Consider the following 17,985-nt stretch of genomic DNA (forward strand, 5'->3'; position numbering starts at 1 on the left):
ACATGGAGTTTCCAGGCAAAATCATCGTGGTCACGGGCGCGGCGTCCGGCATCGGGCAGGCGCTGGCGGCACGTTTGGTGGGGGAGGGCGCGGCGGTGATCGCCTCTGACCGAAATGCAGAGCAGGGCCTTCAGGCGGCCGCCCGGATGGGCGCCCGTTTCGTGGCCGCCGACGTGGGCACCGAGGCAGGCGTACAGGGCCTCATTCAGGACGTGCTGGCGAACGAAGGCCGAATTGACCTCTTCTGCTCGAATGCGGGCGTGGCGATTGGCGAGGGCCCCGAATCCCCCGATGCCCACTGGGACCTGAGCCACCGGGTGAACGTCATGAGCCACGTGTGGGCCGCCCGGCACCTGTTGCCGCATATGCTGGCGCGCGGCGAGGGCTACCTGCTGAACACTGCGTCGGCGGCGGGACTGCTGACCGAACTGCACTCGGCGCCCTACGCGGTTACCAAACACGGTGCGCTGGCGTTTGCCGAGTGGCTGGCGATCACCTATGGCGACCGGGGCATCCGGGTGGCCTGCCTGTGCCCCGAAGGGGTGTGGACCCCCATGATCGCGCACGCGCCGCTGCTGCAGCAGACCGCCATCACCACCGACGAACTGGTGGACCGCACCCTGGCCGCCCTGCGTGCCGACGCCTTTTTAATCACCACCCACCCCACCACGCTGAAGGGCTTTGCCTTGAAGGCCGCCGATTACGACGGCTGGATTGTGCGCATGCGCGCCCTGCGCACCCGGGCCCTGGCGCTGCTGGGAAAGGCGTGAGGGGGAGGCGGTGACGCGCCCGGACACGGCCCCGGTGCGCCCGGGGGAAGAGCTGCCGCTGGCTGCCCTGCGCCGGGCCCTGCGTGGCCGCGTGGCGGGCGATGTGGACGCCCTGCAGGTCGAGCAGTTTCCGGGCGGCTTTTCTAACCTTACCTACCTGCTGCGCCTGGGCGAAACCGAATACGTGCTGCGCCGCGCGCCGCTGGGGCCGGTGGCGCCCGGCGCCCACGACATGGTGCGCGAGGCCGGGCTGCTGTCGCGCATTCATCCGGTGCTGCCGGTGGCCCCGCGCCCGGTGCTGGTGGTAGAAGACGAGGCGGTGCTGGGCCGCCCCTTTTACCTGATGGAGAGGCGCCGGGGCGTGGTGGTGCGCGCGGCCCTGCCCCACGAATACGCGGCCCGGTCCGGCGCCCCCGCGCAGCTCTCGGCCGCGCTGATTGACACGCTGGCCGACCTGCACGCGGTGGATATTGACGCCGCTGGCCTGCGCGCCCTGGGCAAGCCTGAGGGCTTCAACGCCCGGCAGGTGGCGGGGTGGGCGGGCCGCTGGCGCCGCGCCCGCGAGGCCCTGCAGGGGGGCAGCGATCTGCCAGACGCCCTCCCCGACGAAATGGTGATGGCGTGGCTGCAGGTTCATACCCCGCCCGAAAGCGCCCACACGCTGGTTCACAACGACTTCAAACTCGACAACCTGATGTTTGACCCCCAGGACCCGGGCCGGGTGACCGCCCTGCTGGACTGGGAGATGACCACCGTGGGCGACCCCCTGGTGGACCTGGGTCTGACCCTGACCTACTGGACCCTGCCCGAGCTGCCCGGCGGCGCCCCGAACCGGGTGGGGGCCAGTGCCCCGGGTTTTCTGGGGCGCGACGAACTGGTGGCCCGCTACGAGGCCCGCCGTGCTCGTCACGTGACGAGCAGCCTGTCCTGGTATGAGGTGCTGGGCCATTTCAAGCTGGCGGTGATCGTGCTGCAGATCTTCGCCCGCTACGACGCCGGGCAGACCCAGGACCCCCGCTTTGCACCACTGGCGGCCCAGGCCGCGTGGCTGATCGCTGAAGCTGAGCGGCGAATCAATGGGGCCAGCTTCCTGCCCCGTGGCTGAACTGCTGCTGGTCCGCCACGCTCAGGCCACCCCTTTCGACCCCGATTCCGACCGGCTCTCTCCCCTGGGGCAGGTGCAGGCCCGCCGGACTGGCAGAATGCTGGCCGCTGAGGGCATGAGCCCCACCCAGGTGTGGCATGGCCCCCTGAACCGGCAGCGCCGAACTGCTGAACTGGCCGCCCAAGCCGCCGGTGACGGCTGGCCGTTTCTGACCGAGGACCCCCGGCTGGCGGAATACGACGGCGAGGGGCTGATGCGCGTGCTGGCGCCCCAGCTGGCCGCGCAGGTGCCCAGGGTGGCCGCTCAGCTCGGCAGCCTGGGTCGCCCGGAGTCTGAGCCCGCCGAGCGGCAACGCGCCTTTCAAGGCGTGCTGGAGACTGTGGCCCAGCACTGGCAGGCCGGCACCCTGACCCACCCGACGGTCGAGCCGTGGCCCGCGTTCCAGTCGCGCGTGGCAGCCGCCCTGCACGATCTGGTGAAGCTGCCCTCTGGCACCCGGGCGGTGGTGTTCACCAGCGGCGGCGTGATTGCCCTGCTGGTGGCCCAGGTGCTGAGCGCGCCGCCGGCAAGCATGCTGGCCCTGGACTGGCGGGTGCGCAACGCCTCGGTTACCCGCCTGAGCTTTGGCCGGGGCCGGGTAAGCCTGGACAGCTTTAACGAGGTCCACCATCTGCCGCCCCAGGCGCGCTCCTGGCGCTGAGGGCGCCCCAGGCCGCTGCCCCGCTGTTCTCCTCTGCCTGCTACGCCCGGGGCGGCTGCCAGTTCGCCGTGGGGCGCGCGAAGTAATAGCCCTGCATCACCTGCACCCCCAGCGCGGCCAGCAGGTCGGCCTGCCGCAGGGTTTCCACGCCCTCGGCCACCAGTTCCAGGCCCAGGTCGCGGCTCAGGCCCACCATCGCCCGCACGATGGCCGCGTCGCGCCCGCCGGGCTGTTCCTGCAGCGCGGTCACAAAGCCCCGGTCAATCTTCAGGCCGCTCAGGGGAAAGCGGGCGAGGTAGCCCAGGCTGCTGTAGCCGGTGCCGAAGTCGTCCAGCATCACCCGCACCCCGTCGGCCTGGAACTCGCTCAGCACCCGCGCCGCCCGCTCGGGCGACTGCATCATCAGACTCTCGGTGATTTCCAGTTCCAGGCATGAAGGTTCCAGGCCGCTGCCCTGCAGGGCGGCGCGCACCACGCCACGCAGGTCCGAGCGGGCAAACTGCTGCGCCGAGAGGTTCACCGCCACCCGGGTCCCCCCCCAGCGCGCCGCCTGAGCGCAGGCCGCCTGCAGCACCCAGGCCCCCACCTCCACAATCTGGCCGCTGCGTTCCAGAATGGGCATGAAAATCCCCGGGCTCTGCAGGCCATGTTCGGCGCTGCGCCAGCGCAGCAGGGCCTCCGCGCACACCACCTGCCGCGAACGCACGTCAATCATGGGCTGAAAGTGCAGCTCGAATTCGCCGCGTTCCAGCGCGCGGGCCAGCGCCCCTTCCAGGCCCGCGTGGGCGTGCGCCCGGCGGTCGTAGGCCACGCAGGCCTCGCCCTGAGCCTTGGCGTCGTTCAGCGCCAGTTCCGACGCCTGACGCAGCGCCTCGGGTTCGCGGGCGTCGCTAGGCCAGTGCGCGGCGCCCACGCTCCACGACATCCGAATGGGGTGGCCGCCCACGGGCACCGGGGCATTCAGGGCGTCCAGGGCCTGCGCCAGCCGCTGATCCAGGGTGCCGTCGGCGCGGCGCCCCAGCAGGATCAGGGCAAATTCGTCGCCGCCCACCCGCGCCACCATCTCGTCATCCTGCAGCGCCGCGCGCAGCCGACCGGCCACTGCGCGCAGCACCTCGTCGGCGGCGTCCTGGCCATAGGCGTCGTTCACCAGCTGAAAGCGGTTGAGGTCGGCCGACACCAGCAGAAATTCCGTGCCCACACGCCTGGCCCGCTCCACCTGCTGGGCCAGCTGCGCACGCAGCATTACTCGGTTGGGCAGCCCGGTCAGGGGATCGTACAGCCGCCCCCGTTCCAGTTCCTGCAGCTGGCGCTGCACCGTTTCCTCGGCCTGCAGCCGCAGCGCTTGTTCGTAGGCCGCGCGCCGCTGGGCGCTGTCCAGGGCAGCCTGCGCGGTCAGCTCGCGCAGGTGCCGGTCCTGCGAGGCCGCGCCCAGTTCCGCCTGCAGGGCCAGTACCTGGCGCAGGTAGGCCACCGCCTGCGCCGGGTGCCCGGGTTCGGACAGCTCGGCCAGAATGTTCAGAGCGTCCAGTTCCACCTGCTTGCGGCGGTCTGTTGTGGCCAGGTCCAGGGCCTGGGCAGCGGCGGCGCGGGCCAGGTCGTGCTCGCCGGCCCCCTGGTAAATGCGCGCCAGCAGCAGCTGCGTGGCCATCACCCCGTCAGGGTCATGCACTCCCTCAAAGGTGGCCTGGGTCTGCTCGGCGCAGGCCCGGGCTTCCGCGTGCCCCAGGTGAAACAGTGCCTGCGCCAGATTCAGCTGAACATACGCTTGCATGTCCGGCAGACTGGGCAGCTCGGGTTCCTGAATCAGGGGTTCGAGCAGCGCCACGCACTCGGCATAGCGCGCCCCTTTCAGATACACGTCCCCCAGATTGATGGCTGCCAGAAACAGCGCGCTCGCGGCCCCAGCGCTCCGCGCCCGTTCCAGGCAGCGCCGGTACTGGTGGGCCGCCTCGTCCAGCTTGCCCTGCGAGGTCAGGGCCCGGGCCAGCGTGTTCAGAAAATGCAGTTCGGCCGCCAGGGGAAGCTCGCTGGCCGGCATCTGGTCCAGGGTCGTCTGCGCGTCCTGCAGCGCCAGCATGGCCTGGTAGTCATCGTTCAGACTCAGGCAGATACCAGCGATATTACACAGCACGTTCACCCGCCCCACCATGTCGCCCAGCCGCCCGCGCAACTGGGCGGCTTCCTGCAGCAGCCGCAGCGCTTCTTCGCTGTCCAGCTGAAGGTGGTGCAGGTGGGCCAGCTGCACGAGGCTGCGCGCCTGATCGGCCAGGTCACCCCGCAGGGTCGCGGCCTCGCGGGCCTGTTCAAAATCCTGCTGGGCCTGCGTCAGATCGCCAGCCGCCTTGTGGTACTCACCCCTGCCATAGGGCAGATCGGCGGCAGAAAGCGAGGCCAGCGCGGTGTGCGCGGCCTCCAGATTGCCTCTGTCCAGCAGATCCAGGACTTCCTGCAGCGCGTCTGACATCAGGTGAGGGGGCGCGGTGGGCCAGGATGGAATGGCTGCTGAACTGGGTGAGAGGGCACACGCCTCCAGCCACCAGGGTCCTGCGAGTAGCCAGGGGAAGCCGCAGAGGGCCGCATCGCCCGGGCCTCGGCCCAGAGCAGCGGTCCTCCTCCGGTCACCCGGATGGGCCCACCCGGGACGGACCCCAGATCATACGGATTCCGTCCACTTCCGTTCCATCCGGGAAGAGGGGGCATGGTTCCCGCCTGCGGCGCTGTTCCAGTCCAATGCCCGGACAGCCGCATTTTCTCCTGCTCTGCTCCGCCGCTCTGGGAGCCCCTCTGGTCGGAACAATTCCGGAACACATTACGGAATTGTTCGGAACTCGTCTCAGTCATTGAGGTCGTCGAGGAAATCGGTGAGGTTCACGCGCCCGGCACCCAGCTGGCCCTGGTAGGCCCTGTTGCCGGGCAACGCGTCCAGCTGGAGCGCCCCGTCTTGCAGGGCCTCCAGGGCTGCCTCTGGGCTGGCCCCCTGCGACAGCCCCAGTGCCAGGGCGCCTGCCACCACGGGCGTGCTCATGGAGGTGCCGCTGAACTGCCCGGCCCGCGCCCCGGGGTACGGGGCAGCCACCTGCTCACCAGGGGCCATCAGGCCCACAGCGGGGCCATACGACGAGAACGAGCTTTTCAGGTCGTCGCTATCCACGCTCCCCACGGCCACGTTCAGGGGCTGGCCGCCAAACCCGGCCGCCGGATGGTCCAGTTCGGGGCGGTCACTGTTGCCCGCCGCCGCCACCACCAGCACCTGCCGGCTGTTGGCGTAGGCAACCGCCTGCTGCAGGGCGTCAAAGGGCTCGGCGGTGCCCAGGCTCAGGTTGATCACGTCGGCTCCGTGGTCCACCGCCCACACGATGGCCGCCGCCACGTTCAGCGCGTCGCCCCGGCCGGTGTGGTCCAGCACTCGCAGCGGCATGATCCTGGCACGCGGGGCCACCTGCGCCGCAATACCCGCCACCACCGTGCCGTGGCCGTAGGCACCCTGGCCCACGGCGCCTTCTTCCTGGGGCCGGGCGTCGCCATCCACGAAGTCGCGCCAGGTGTTTGGGGCACTCAGCAGGTGGGTGAACATGGGGTGCTGCAGGTCCACGCCGCTGTCAATCACGGCAACGGTGCGCCCTGCCCCCAGGCGGCTGTCGGCGTAAGCGCCTTCCAGGCCAATGCGCCGCCACACAGCGGTGTTGGCGGGCAAACCCTGGTAGGTGCCGCCCGACCACAGTTGCTGGGCAGTCCCCGTCCAGTCGGTCACGGTACTGGACCACAGGTCGCCAGTGCTGCGGCCCCAGGAGATCTTGCTGGTGCTGCTCCAGAAGGTGGGCGGCGTATCAGAAGGCACGGACAGCACGTCCCGGTTGGGCTCTGGCCGGGCGCCGCCCTGTGCCTGCAGCGGCGCGCGGGTGGGATTCCCCAGCACCGCAAAGGTACCAGTGCGCAGCGCCACCTTGCCGCCGTAGCGCTGTTCCAGGGTCTCGTTGCTGACGGCCGGCGCCGCGGCCACCGTCAGAATGCTGCTGGGCCGCTGCACCTCTGGGGTGGGCACGGAGCTACAAGCGGGGAGCAGGAGGGCGGTCAGAAGGACGCAGGGGAAAGTGCGACGCATGAAGGGCTCCTTAAGAGATGAAGTGAGAAAGAAGCTGGGCCAGCACGCCAGAAAGCCAACCTTCCAGCGACGCCTGATTGTAGCGGTTTCATGATGAACTCACCTGAAACCTGGATTACCCCCGGTGAAGGCACGGGCGCTGTCCACCTCCTGGAGGGTACTTCAGCCCGGCCCCCCGCAGGCCATGCCAAACCTCTCATACGGCTTCCGAGACATTCCGTCACGTCTTGCGGAATGTCTCCGCCCGCAGGGACTCGCAGAGCGTCGGAGCAGAGCAGGAACACAGGCAGGGTTCCGGGCATTGAACTGCTCCCCGCCCAAGGCGGGGAACATCCCCCATCCTCCTGGAGGTGCGGACATGGACAGCCGTCCGTCTCAGGGCATGGGGGTATTGCCGTGTACAGGAGCCAGGGCCCTTACCCTGGTGGCAGGACCGGCACCCGGGGCAGGCTGAAGCTGAAAGTGGCGCCCTCACCGGGCTGGCCCTGGGCCGACCAGCTGCCGCCGTGCCGCTGCAGAATGCGGCGCACATTGGCCAGCCCCACCCCACTGCCGCCAAAGTCCTCGGCGCGGTGGAGGCGCTGAAACACCCCAAACAGCTTGTGGCTGTAGCGCGGATCGAAGCCCACGCCGTTGTCGCGCACATGCACTGTCCAGCCTCCGGGGGTGTCCTCGGCCCAGACCTCAATACGGGCGTGCTCTGAGCGGGCGGTGTACTTCACCGCGTTGCCCAGCAGGTTGGCCAGCACCTGCCGCAGCAGCGCGGCGTCGGCATACACGGTGGGGAGCTCGCCCACCTGCACCTGAAGGTCACGTCCCTGCAGTTCGGGCTGCAGTTCGGCCAGCACGCTGCGCGTCAGAGCCCCCAGGTCCACCTGGGCCAGGCGCAGCTCGTGGCGCCCCGCGCGCGAAAGGTTGAGCATGGCGTCAATCAGGGCGTTCATCTGGGCCGCCGCGCCCTCAATCACCTGCAGGGCGCGCGCCACCTTGGGCTGCGCGCGCGTCTCGTCGTCCAGGGCACGCGACAGCAGATCGGCAAAGCCCGCAATGTGCCGCACCGGCGCGCGCAGGTCGTGGCTGACCGAGTAGGCAAAGGCCTCCAGCTCCTCGTTGGCCGCCTGCAGGGCCTCATTGCTGCGTTCCAGTTCAGCGGCAGACTGCTGCAGTTGCTGCACACTGCGCGCGCGCCCCAGCGCCAGGGTCAGGCTCTGGGTGACGGCCAGCAGCAGGGTGCGCTCGCCCGCCGTCCAGGGCTGCGCCGCGAACTGGCCCACCGTGAATACCCCCAGGCGTTCCTCGCCCACCTGCAACGGCAGGCTGGCCAGCGCGCCCGGAGCGTCCGGGAGGTCCAGCCCGTCGGCGGTGGCGTCGTAGGCGGCCTGGTAGTACGGCTCGCCGCTCTCCCAGGGCAGCCGCAGGCTGGGGGCCCCGCCACCCAGGCCCGCGTCCAGCGCCGCCTGAAAGGCCGCCGAGCGCACCTGCCCCACCTGCGAGCGCAGCTGCCAGTGCCCGCCGTGCTCCTCGAAGTAGGCGGCAAAGCCCCGGGGCATCAGCGAAAGAATGACCTCCTGGGCGCGGCGAATCAGGGCCAGGCGCTGGTCCTGGGTTCCCAGATCGGCGCTGAGCTGCGCAAACGCCTCCAGCGCGCGGGCCTGCGCCTGTAGCGCCGCGTTTTCCTCGCGCAGGCCCGCGTCTTGCAGGGCCCGGTCCAGCGCCAGGGCCAGGCTGCGGCCCACCGCCCGGAACACGCTGCGTTCGCGCTCGGTCCAGCCGGTGGCCTGCGCTGTGCCCATGGCCAGCAGGCCCACGGCCGCGCCGCCCTGGTGCATGGGGCACAGGGCCACGGCCCGGAACGCCTGCACGCCCGGCACGTTGGGTGCCGTCCACTGCGGCACAAACAGCACGTCGCGCGAGGCCAGGGCCGCTTCCACGCTGGGCCCGCGTAGCGGCAGCCCGGCGCGCAGCTGGGCCGCCAGCGCCTCGGGTACCCCCCCCGACAGCACCGAGGCCCGCCACAGCCGCCCCTGCGGCACCAGATAGGCGGCGGCCACCGGGCCCAGGGTGGCGCGCAGCACCGCCACTGCCCGCTGGGTCAGCGCGGTTACGTCGGTGCTGCGCAGGGCCTGCTCACTGAACCCGGCAAAGGCGGCCAGGGCGGCGCGTTCGGCGGTCAGCTGCCCGGCCTGGGTGCAGCGGTCCAGCGCGCGGTCCACTACCAGCGTGGCGGCGCGCAGCAGCGCCTGCTCGGCGGCCGTCCACCGGGCCCCGGGCCGCTGCACCAGCAGCGCCTCGGCGGTCCGGTCCAGCCACTGCGCAGCCCAGGCGGGCTGGCCGTGTTCGCCGCCCCCCAGGTGCAGTCGGCCCGGGGTCAGCTTGGCAGCGCCCAGCACCTCGGCCAGCCGGTCCGCCGTCACCCACGCCACGGTCACCTCCGGGCCCAGGGCCGCAAAGGCGCCGGGGGCCCGGGCCCGCACATCGGCCTGGGTGGCGGCCCCCACCAGGGCCTGCTCGGCGGTGTCCAAGCCATGCAGCAGCGCCTCGGCGTTCAGCAGTTCCAGGGTCATGGCGCCCGGCCCAGCCCGGCTGACACGGGCCGCCCCCCGGGGGGGGCCGCCGCCGCTTGCCCAGGGGCCAGGACACCGATCATCGCCGCGCAGCATAGCGCTGGCCTGCGCTGGTGCCGCCGAAGATCAGGAAACGCTCAGGACAGTGGGTCCAGGCGGGGTCTGAGCGCCGGGAAGTCGGGTCGGGCTCACCACCCACAGCAGCCGGAAGGGCGCGAGGGCAGCGGCTCGAGAAGGGTCTCACCTGGCGAAGACCGAAATTTTGTCCAATTCGTGATACGTCTGAATGGCTGTGTTCCCTGAACTTTTCTTGCCCACTGGCAATGAGGGGCGAGAGGCAGCCATTAGCGGTCAAGGTCATCAGTCGTCCGAGTCCTCTTCTGAGTGGCGTACTCTAGAACTATGCTGGGGCTGTCCGCAGAGGATGTATTGATCGGCTTGGCCCTTCTCACGGCCTATTTCTTGGTCTACCGGAAGGCTTATAAACGTGCTTCGTGGCGAAAGATTAGACACGAGGCCGCATTCACATTTGCTTTTCTGGCGGTGTTCCTCGTGCTTCCTGAACTTATTCCCGCTTGGAAACCTTTCTTGTATTGGGTTGTTGACGATTTCCTAGACTACATAGGGTTAATTGGTTTCGTACTCCTCCTGGCTCTCGGGCTTTGGAACTGGCTTGCTCCCCGCTTACGTCGTCGCATACCGTAATCAAAAAGTCCCACAATGAGAGCTGGTGGCCTCTAAGGCTCAGGAGTTGCACCTCGCATAGTGGAGTGGATGGCCGTGCTGAGCGAGAAAATCTGCATTTTTGCTGAATGTGTTGAGGAGAGGGTTTAAGTACACGAGTGGTATCACCCTGGGCACGGCCAGCGCGGCACATGCTTCCAGGGTTATGCCTGCTTCTCGGTGGAGGATAGCCAGCGTCCAGGCCAGAAACACCAGCAACACTCAGCGGTCTATCCCCACCTCAGTTCGCAACGCAGCTTCACCTAAGTAGCTCGCTGTTGATCTTTAGATCAACCGAGCGGAGCGAGTATCGAAAAAAGGACGTTGCACCGGGAGTGGAGACTTTGCGGTGCTCTCCTGCAAAGTCGTAACGTGAGGTGCAACGTCCTTAAGTAGCTCGTGAATAAGAAGTAGGATTCGGGCATGGGCCGCCCTACGCGACGAATCGAGATCAGCGAAGCTGCTGACCAGCAGCTCCGTGCGCTGGAGTTCAATGTCCACGTGCATCCGAAAGTGCGCTTCCGGGCGACCCTGCTTCGGTTGCACCGAGCGGGCTGGACAGTCACCCAGCTCGCGCAGCACTTCGAGCGCAATCCACAAGCGGTGCACAACGATCTGACGCGCTTTGAACAGCAGGGCATCGCGGGGCTGGCCGATGGGCCAGCCCAAGGCAAAGCGCCGCGCACGATTCATCCTGTGGGCCCATCCGGGCGGGGCACACGCTCCGCCTCGCTCACATACCCCTGCGCCTGCAGGTCGTAGAGCGCCGCGTAGCGCCCGCCGCGCGCCATCAGTTCGGCGTGGCTGCCCGCTTCGGCCACCTCGCCCCCCGAGAGCACCAGAATCAGGTCGGCCAGGCGCACAGTGGAAAAGCGGTGCGAGATGAGCAGGGTGATGCGCCCGCGCGTTTCCTCGCGCAGCGCCTGAATGGTCTCGAACTCGGCGCGGGCGTCCAGGGCGGCGGTGGGCTCATCGAAGACCAGCACCGAGGCGTCGCGGAAATACAGCCGGGCCAGGGCGAGGCGTTGCCACTGCCCGCCCGAGAGCTGGCGCCCGCCCTGAAACAGCCGGCCCAGCGGTGTGTCCAGCCCGTCCGGCAGCGTCCCCACAAAGTCGGCGCCTGCCCGCGTGACCGCCCGGGCCACCCCAGCTTCCTGCGCGGGGTCGGAGGCAGTGGCCAGGGCCACGTTGGCGCGCGCGCTCAGCTGATACTGGCCGAAATCCTGGAAGATCACGCTCATCTCGCGCTGCACGCTGCGCGGACTGAAGCGCGCGGCGTCCTCGCCGTTCAGCAGAATCTGGCCGCTGGTGGGGGAGAACAGCAGGGTCAGCAGCTTGATCACCGTGGTCTTGCCCGCGCCGTTCTCGCCCACCAGGGCCAGGGCCTGCCCCCGCCGCACCGTGAAGCTCACGTCGCGCAGCACGTCGCGCTCGGTCAGGGGGTAGCGGAAACCCACGCGGCGGAACTCGATGGTGTGGATGGGTCCCTGCCACGGTTCCCCGGCGTCCAGGTCGCGGCTGGGCAACTCTAAAAAGGCAAAGAGGTTGCGCATGTACAGCAGGTTCTGGTACACCGCGCTGCCGCCGCCCAGCAGCCCGCTGACCGTGCTCTGCACCTGCGCGATGCCCAGCACGAACACGCTGAATTCCCCGGCGCTCACCTGCCCGGCCGCCGCCCGGCGCAGAATCAGGGCGCTGGCCAGCCCAATAAGCAGCGCGCTGAGCAGCGACGCAGCGAAGCCCCAGCCCGCGCGGCGGCGCACCAGGGCTTCGAGCTGGCGGCGAAAGCCCAGGTAGTAGTCGCGCCAGCGCGACAGCAGTTCAGTCTCGAAGCCAAAGAGGCGCACCTCCTTGACCTGTGCGTCGGAGGTGAGGAGGCTGCCCAGGTAATTCTGCACGCGCGCGTCGTGGGTCTGGCGGCGCAGCATGCGGTAGCCTTCCACGCCGAAGCGGTTGTTCACGATCACCCCGGGCACCGTGGCCAGCATCACCAGCGGCAGTACCCAGGGTCCCAGCGTGAGCATCAGCGCCCCCACCGAGCCCAGCGTGACCAGCCCTCCGGCCAGCGACACCAGCTGCGTGGCCACCCCCAGGGGGCGCGACCCCACCTCGCGGTACGCCTGCTGCAGCCGGTCGTAGGTTTCAGCGTGCTCGAAACTCTCCACGCTCAGGGCAGCGGCCTTGGTCAGAATGCGGCGGCTGACCGCGTGCTGCAGGCTGTCGCCCAGCAGTTGCTGCGCCGCTGCCTGCAGGGTGGAGAGCAGGCTGCCCAGCACCACCAGCCCCACCTGCACGGCCAGCAGGACCAGCAGCGCACGGTAGGTCACCCCGCCCTGCGCCGCGCGGGCCACCTCGTCGAGCAGCAGTTTGCTGATATACAGGTTGGCCGCTGGCAGGGCGCTGGCCGCCAGTGTGGTGGCCACATAGACCAGGCTGTGCCGGGGACTGGCGGCCCACACCAGCGCCAGCGTGGCGCGCAGATCGTGCAGGCGCTCGCGCAGGCTCAGGGTCTCGGCGGGGGGCGGGGCGGGCGCGCGGGGCGTGGTCATCTGGGCCTCAGCATGCCGCACGGGCGAGCAGCGGCACCGCGGCCCAGTGCATTCACCCGGACGCCCAGGGCCTTTGCCCAGGGTGGAGCCAGGGTTTGCCTTAGCGCCGGGTCAGCCACCACAGGGCAGCCAGGGCGCCCAGTCCGGCCAGCGGGCGACCCAGTGGCCCGGGTCCCCGGGGCACCGGGCCGCCCACCGGCACGGGGTGGCGGGTGTACCAGCCGCCAAAAGGCCGGCTGCGCTCGTCGAAGGTGCGCGCCAGCCGCGTCAGATCAGCTGCCACCTGGGGTCCCTGGACTGGGTGCCCGTGGCCGGTGGCCAGCAGGTCGGCCTCCAGTTCAGCCAGCTGCTGCGCCGAGGTGTGCGCCGCCGTCCAGTTGGGCGTGTAATAGCTGGGCGGCCCCTGCACCGAGACCGGGTGCAGGGTCAGCGCGCCGCGCACCGTGGCCTGGTGGGTGGTGACCACCGCGTCACCGGCCAGCAGAGTGCGGTCGGCCGCGCGCCACAGGGCCACGTGGCCGTCGGTGTGCCCCGGCGTGTGCAGCCAGCGCCAGTCCGGCAGCGCCGGCACCTCGCCCCCCTCTGGCAGGGTCTGCACCGCTGACCCGAAATCAAAGGGCCCGGGCACGAACGCCGGGGAAAGCAGGCTCATCCCGCCGCCCACCAGGGGGTCTGGCCAGGGATAGCGCGCCTGGCCGGTCACGAAGGGCCGCTCCAGGGGATGCACGAAGATGGGGGCTGCCCAGCGGCGATGCAGCGCCCGCAGCGTCCCCACATGGTCCAGGTGGCCGTGGGTCAGCACAATGGCGCGCGGCGCGCGCCCGCCGTAAGCCGCCTGCGCGGCCCGCTCAATCAGCCCGGCTGTTCCAGGCAGGCCCGCGTCCACCAGCACCCAGTCCTGGCCGGGGTGGCCCACGAAATACACGTTCACCAGCGGCAGGCGCAGCCGCGCCACATCTGGCCGCAGCCAGCTCAGCTGGCCAGTGGCGGAAAGAATGGAGCTCATGACCACCTCCTTGAAAGGCGGCGGTCCTCGCCGCCACACCGGAGTCTGGTCGCCTAGGTCCCCTGACAGGATGAGCGGCGCCCCAGGCCACCCTCAGGAAATCCGGCCTCCGGGCTTCATGTGTTCCCGACGGCCTTTGGCGATGGGCGTTCAAGATGAAGTCACGACACGCTTTCAACCCAGACGGATTCTGGCTTTTCGACGTTCGTTAAGCAGAATGTAGGTGTATCAGGACGGCGGCCACTGCGCGACGCCTCAACATACGAGATGAACTTATGTCGTCACTCGTATCGCCTTTGTTCCACATGCGCCCGATTCCTTCAGACGTACTCCGTAGCACGGGCGGGTGCCGAGGGTGAGTTCGTCCACACCACTGGGCGCCCGCCTGCAGGTCGTCATGGGCCAGTTGCCAGGATGGCTGACCACCATGCTCGGTATCTGGGCCACGCTGATCGCAGGATGCATGTGTGGGTACACCCTGATAGTCGGTACGTGGAGCCTGATGGGCGTTCCTGGGAGTGGCCACCTCTTGATGGGGACGGTGCTGCTCCTCTTCACGGCGGCCACCTGGGTGCTGAGCATAGCCACGGTGTTGCCGGTTCGTTGGTGGTGGCGACGTGATCCACGGGTCCTCAGCCTGACGGCCCTGGTTGCTCCACTGAGCTTTCTGATTACCGAGGGGCTGGAGAAGGAGGGGTATGCCGGCGTTGCGGCCGTCCAGGCCGCCATCACGCTGCCCGGTCTGGTGGTTACCTGCTGGATCATGCTCCGGGCATTGAGGCTCAAGCGTCAGCACGAGTCCCTGGGGCCTGACCATGAAGGGGCCTCTCCAAAGACCTGACACACCTTGGGTGCACGGCGTGGGGAGGCCTGTGATGGACGTCAAGGTGGCGAAGCCCATTGCGAAATCGCCACAGGCGGCCGTCCGTATCACAGGCGGCCAGTAGAGAGTGGGCCATGTCGCCGCCCCCACTTCCTCTACCCCCCGGTCTGCCGTCCATTTCCAGAGCAGTCAAAGAGGACCTGGGTGCTCCCCGCCGTCGGCGCCGTTCCAGCCCACCTCCTGGGCATCCGTACTGTTCGTTTTGCGCTGCGCAGCTCTCTGTGGCCGTGGGGTCGGAACCATCCTGTCACCCTTGCAGAGTGGTTCGGAAGCCGTATCAGGGCGCTGCTGAAGCCTTCTCCGGCGCCAGCGGCAGGGTAAAGTGAAAGGTGCTGCCCACGCCCGGAGTGCTCTCGGCCCAGAGGGCGCCGCCGTGGCGCTCGACAATCTTCTGACAGATTCCCAGGCCCAGCCCGGTGCCCTCGTACTGGTCGCGGGCGTGCAGGCGCTGAAACAGCACGAAGATGCGCTGCAGATAGGCCGCCTCAATGCCAATGCCGTTGTCGGCCACACGCAGGTGCCACGCCTGACCTTCGCGCGCAGCGTCCAGGTGAATCTCGGGCGTGACCCCCGGGCGGGTGAACTTCAGGGCGTTGGACAGCAGGTTCTGCAGCAGCTGGGCCAGCTGTGGGCCGTCACCCAGTACCTCGGGCAACTCGCCCACAGTCACGCGCGCCCCGGTTTCTTCCAGGCGGCGGCTCAGGCGGGCCAGGGCCTCGGTGAGCGGGGTGCGCAGGTCCACTGGCTGCAGGGGCGCTGCGTCACCGCTCAGGCGCGAGTAGGTCAGCAGGTCGTCCACCAGAGCCCGCATGCGCTCAGCGCCTTTCTCGATCATGCCCAGATACAGGTGGGCGCGCTCGTCCAGCTGCCCGCCGTAGCGCTGCGCGATCAGCCCCGTGAAGCTGGCCACGGTGCGAATGGGTTCTTTCAGATCGTGCGAGGTGATATACGCGAAACGCTCCAGTTCCATGTTGCTGCGCTGCAGTTCCGCGTTGGCCCGTTCCAGTTCGGCGGTGCGCGCCTGCACCCGCCGTTCCAGTGAGGCTGCCAGTTCGGCCAGCTGGGCCTGCGCTTCCCGCTGCGCGGTCACGTCCGTGTTCGTGCCAAACCAGCGCACAATCTGTCCCTGCGCGTCCCGGATGGGCACGGCCCGCGACAGGAACCACCGGTACTCGCCCGTCCTGGAGCGCAGGGGAAAGGTGTCCTCCCACGGCTCACCGGCCTTGACTGCGTGGCTGAACTTGCGCACCACCTCGTCCCGGTGCTCGGGGTGGTGCAGCTGGGCCCAGCCCCAGCCCTGCACCTCTTCGAGTGTGGTGCCGGTGTAGTCGTACCAGCGCTGGTTGAACCACCCGATGGCCCCTGAGGGGTCGGCGGTCCAGGCGAACTGGCTGATATGGTCGGCCAGCTCACGAAAACGCTCCTCGCTCTCGCGCAGGGCAGCCAGCACGGCCCGGCGCTCCTGCACGTCCAGCAGCACCCCGGGAAACGAGAGAGGCGTGCCGTCCCCGTCCAGGTCCACGCGGCCGTTGGCCTCGATCCAGTAATACTGGCCGTCGCGCCGCCGGACCCGGTATTCATGCGCGTATGGGCCGCCCCGCGCCACCGCCTCGTCAATGGCCGCCACCAGACCGGGGCGGTCGTCTGGGTGTACGGTGGCGATCACTTGTTCCAGGCTCAGGCCCTCCTGCCCCAGCGCGGGGTCCAGTCCGAAACTGGTGGCAAACGCCTCGTCCACAGTAAAGCGGTCGTGGCGCAGGTCCCAGAACCATGTGCCCAGAATCGCGCCCGCTGCGAGCGCCAGCCCAATCCGCTCGACATGCTGCTGCAGCGCCTGTTCGGCCGCCATCCTCGCGGTGACGTCCTGCTCGGCCACCACCGCCCCCAGCAACTGGCCCCCGGCGCCCAGGATGGGCGCGGCGTTGTTCAGGAAAAAGCGCCGCTCCGTGCCGCCAAACGGCTGGTATTCCACCAGTTCGCCCCGAACGGTCTCACCCTGCAGCAGGGCGCGGGCCATGCCCCACTCGTGGGCCTGGATACGCTGGCCGGTGCCGGGCCACCAGCCGGCCCACTCGCCGTACTCCTCCCAGCGGCTGGTTTCGGGGGCCATGCCCCACAGCTCACGGTGCGCGGCGTTGTCCCGGATCAGGTGACCGGCGGGATCGGCCAGCAGCACGCCCACCGGCAGGGCGTCCAGCACCGCCGAGAGCTGCGCCTCGCTGCGCGCGAGGGCCAGTTGCACTTCGTGCTGCTGGTGGACATTGGTGGCGCTGCCCAGCCACTCGTGACCCTGCAGGGGCGTGAGCTGCACCTGATGCCACTCGTAGGCGCCGTCCCGGCGCCGCAGCCGCACCTCCTGCTGAAAGGGGGCCTGCGGCGCCGGCGTGGTGGCCGCCCGCACCAGGCCCAGGTCGTCCGGGTGAATCACCTCGCGCCAGACCTCGTGCCCAGCATGTTCGGGGCAGCCGGTGTAGCGGCGCCAGCTGGGATTGAACTGCGCCTCGCCGCTCTCGATGTTCACGGTCCACACCAGCTGCGGGGTGGTGTCCAGCACCCGCCGCGTGCGCCCGGCCTGCGCCCGTTCCGCCTGCCACGCGGCGCGGTCCAGCGCCTGCGCGAACAGCGCCGCACTGGCCTGCAGAACACCGCGCTCGTCGGTGCCCAGTGGACGGGGACTGGGGAACCCCAGCCTCAGCAGGCCCACCGCGCGCCCGCCTGGACCAGTGTGCAGGGGGATGAGCGCCTGAACCGGGGTTGCTGTCCAGGCTTCTGTGCCCAGCGCCCATTCGGGAAAGCGCGCGGCCAGCGCCGGGGCGCTGAGCAGCACCGGCTCGCCCGCCGCCAGCAGCCCGGCCAGGGCGCTGCCGGGGGTCAGGGGCAAGGTCCGCTCCTGGGCCCCGTTCCCGTCCATCAAGAGGTGCAGGCTGTCGCCCCGGCACACGCTGAGGTGGGCCTGGGTTGCCCCCAGTACGCCGGCCACCTGGGGCAGGGCGGCCTGCACCTCGGTCAGCGTTTGCGCCCTGGCCAGCGTTCCCGTCAGGGCCTGCAGGCCTCTGTAGTGCTCCTGGGCGTCGCGCTGGGGCTGCAGGTCGTGCAGCGTATTCAGCACATAGGCCAGGTCGGACCCGGCCCACACCGGGCGGCGGTGCAGGCGCTGCCAGCGGTAGCCCCCACTGGCCAGCCGCAGACGAACGTCGTGCACACTGGGCCCGGGGTCCAGGGCGGTGCGGGGCCACTGTGTCTGGAGTGTCTGGCGGTCCTCTGGATGCAGCAGCGCACCCAGGCCAGCAGCACACAGCGGGCCCGCCTCCAGGCCAGTCTGGGCCGCCAGCTCGGGATTGGCGTAGATCACGGCGCCGCCCGCATCCTGAATGCAGGTGGGCAGTGGAAGAACATCAAGCGGACTGAACGAAGAAGGCACCAGGGTCCGCTCTGACATCACCCACTCATCTTAAGCGCTGGCCGGAAAAGCAGGGCGCAGAGGGAAGACGTGTCGGGACTGCTGGGTTCCGCAGTGGGGGAGATGGCACCTTTTCCTGTCACTGCTCAGCGTTTGACTCCTCTTTCCTCGGCAGTGCAA

12 protein-coding genes are annotated in these 17,985 nt (G+C 69.3%); 6 read left to right on the forward strand and 6 right to left on the reverse strand.

Annotated elements, in window-relative coordinates; translation table 11 throughout:
• Nucleotides 1–2 precede the first annotated feature (2 nt).
• Genes C8263_RS13910 through C8263_RS13920 form a run of 3 tightly spaced genes read left to right on the forward strand, consistent with a single transcriptional unit; the run spans nucleotide 3 to nucleotide 2,575 of the window.
• On the forward strand, nucleotides 3–770 hold the full coding sequence (locus C8263_RS13910; protein ID WP_107138739.1) for an SDR family oxidoreductase: 768 nt from the start codon (nucleotides 3–5) through the stop codon (nucleotides 768–770).
• 10 nt (nucleotides 771–780) lie between these two features.
• A complete protein-coding gene (locus C8263_RS13915; RefSeq protein ID WP_107138740.1) occupies nucleotides 781–1,875 on the forward strand; it encodes a phosphotransferase family protein in 1,095 nt (364 codons plus the stop codon).
• Nucleotides 1,868–2,575, forward strand: coding sequence for a histidine phosphatase family protein (locus tag C8263_RS13920; RefSeq protein WP_107138741.1), 708 nt, complete (start codon nucleotides 1,868–1,870; stop codon nucleotides 2,573–2,575). Before C8263_RS13915 ends, C8263_RS13920 begins: the two co-directional genes overlap by 8 nt.
• Before the next feature lie 40 nt (nucleotides 2,576–2,615).
• On the opposite strand, the gene C8263_RS13925 is transcribed toward C8263_RS13920, so the two are convergent.
• The 3 genes from C8263_RS13925 to C8263_RS13935 all read right to left on the reverse strand — a co-directional run bounded on the left by C8263_RS13925 (nucleotide 2,616) and on the right by C8263_RS13935 (nucleotide 9,244).
• Complete coding sequence (locus C8263_RS13925) at nucleotides 2,616–5,042, reverse strand: EAL domain-containing protein (protein ID WP_107138742.1); 2,427 nt, start codon at nucleotides 5,040–5,042, stop codon at nucleotides 2,616–2,618.
• 369 nt (nucleotides 5,043–5,411) lie between these two features.
• Nucleotides 5,412–6,620, reverse strand: coding sequence for a S8 family serine peptidase (locus tag C8263_RS13930; RefSeq protein WP_158263808.1), 1,209 nt, complete (start codon nucleotides 6,618–6,620; stop codon nucleotides 5,412–5,414).
• 476 nt (nucleotides 6,621–7,096) lie between these two features.
• A complete protein-coding gene (locus C8263_RS13935) occupies nucleotides 7,097–9,244 on the reverse strand; it encodes an ATP-binding protein (RefSeq protein WP_158263809.1) in 2,148 nt (715 codons plus the stop codon).
• A gap of 402 nt (nucleotides 9,245–9,646) precedes the next feature.
• Between C8263_RS13935 and C8263_RS18975 the strand changes: the two genes are divergently transcribed.
• Together C8263_RS18975 and C8263_RS19895 are read left to right on the forward strand one after the other, a co-directional pair.
• Complete coding sequence (locus C8263_RS18975) at nucleotides 9,647–9,949, forward strand: hypothetical protein (protein ID WP_146160694.1); 303 nt, start codon at nucleotides 9,647–9,649, stop codon at nucleotides 9,947–9,949.
• A gap of 441 nt (nucleotides 9,950–10,390) precedes the next feature.
• Nucleotides 10,391–10,729 carry a helix-turn-helix domain-containing protein gene (locus C8263_RS19895; protein WP_107138745.1) on the forward strand — a complete coding sequence of 113 codons (339 nt, stop codon included), beginning with the start codon at nucleotides 10,391–10,393 and terminating at the stop codon, nucleotides 10,727–10,729.
• On the opposite strand, the gene C8263_RS13945 is transcribed toward C8263_RS19895, so the two are convergent.
• Nucleotides 10,657–12,516, reverse strand: coding sequence for an ABC transporter ATP-binding protein (locus tag C8263_RS13945; protein WP_107138746.1), 1,860 nt, complete (start codon nucleotides 12,514–12,516; stop codon nucleotides 10,657–10,659). The genes C8263_RS19895 and C8263_RS13945 overlap by 73 nt on opposite strands.
• A gap of 100 nt (nucleotides 12,517–12,616) precedes the next feature.
• On the reverse strand, nucleotides 12,617–13,522 hold the full coding sequence (locus C8263_RS13950; RefSeq protein WP_107138747.1) for an MBL fold metallo-hydrolase: 906 nt from the start codon (nucleotides 13,520–13,522) through the stop codon (nucleotides 12,617–12,619).
• A 355-nt stretch (nucleotides 13,523–13,877) separates the two neighbouring features.
• Between C8263_RS13950 and C8263_RS13955 the strand changes: the two genes are divergently transcribed.
• Entirely contained in the window at nucleotides 13,878–14,363 is a 486-nt protein-coding gene (locus C8263_RS13955; RefSeq protein WP_146160695.1) for a hypothetical protein, read from the forward strand.
• 319 nt (nucleotides 14,364–14,682) lie between these two features.
• On the opposite strand, the gene C8263_RS13960 is transcribed toward C8263_RS13955, so the two are convergent.
• A complete protein-coding gene (locus C8263_RS13960; RefSeq protein ID WP_107138749.1) occupies nucleotides 14,683–17,844 on the reverse strand; it encodes a PAS domain-containing protein in 3,162 nt (1,053 codons plus the stop codon).
• Nucleotides 17,845–17,985: the final 141 nt, after the last annotated feature.

This window comes from Deinococcus arcticus (assembly GCF_003028415.1).
GTDB classification, from domain to species: domain Bacteria; phylum Deinococcota; class Deinococci; order Deinococcales; family Deinococcaceae; genus Deinococcus; species Deinococcus arcticus.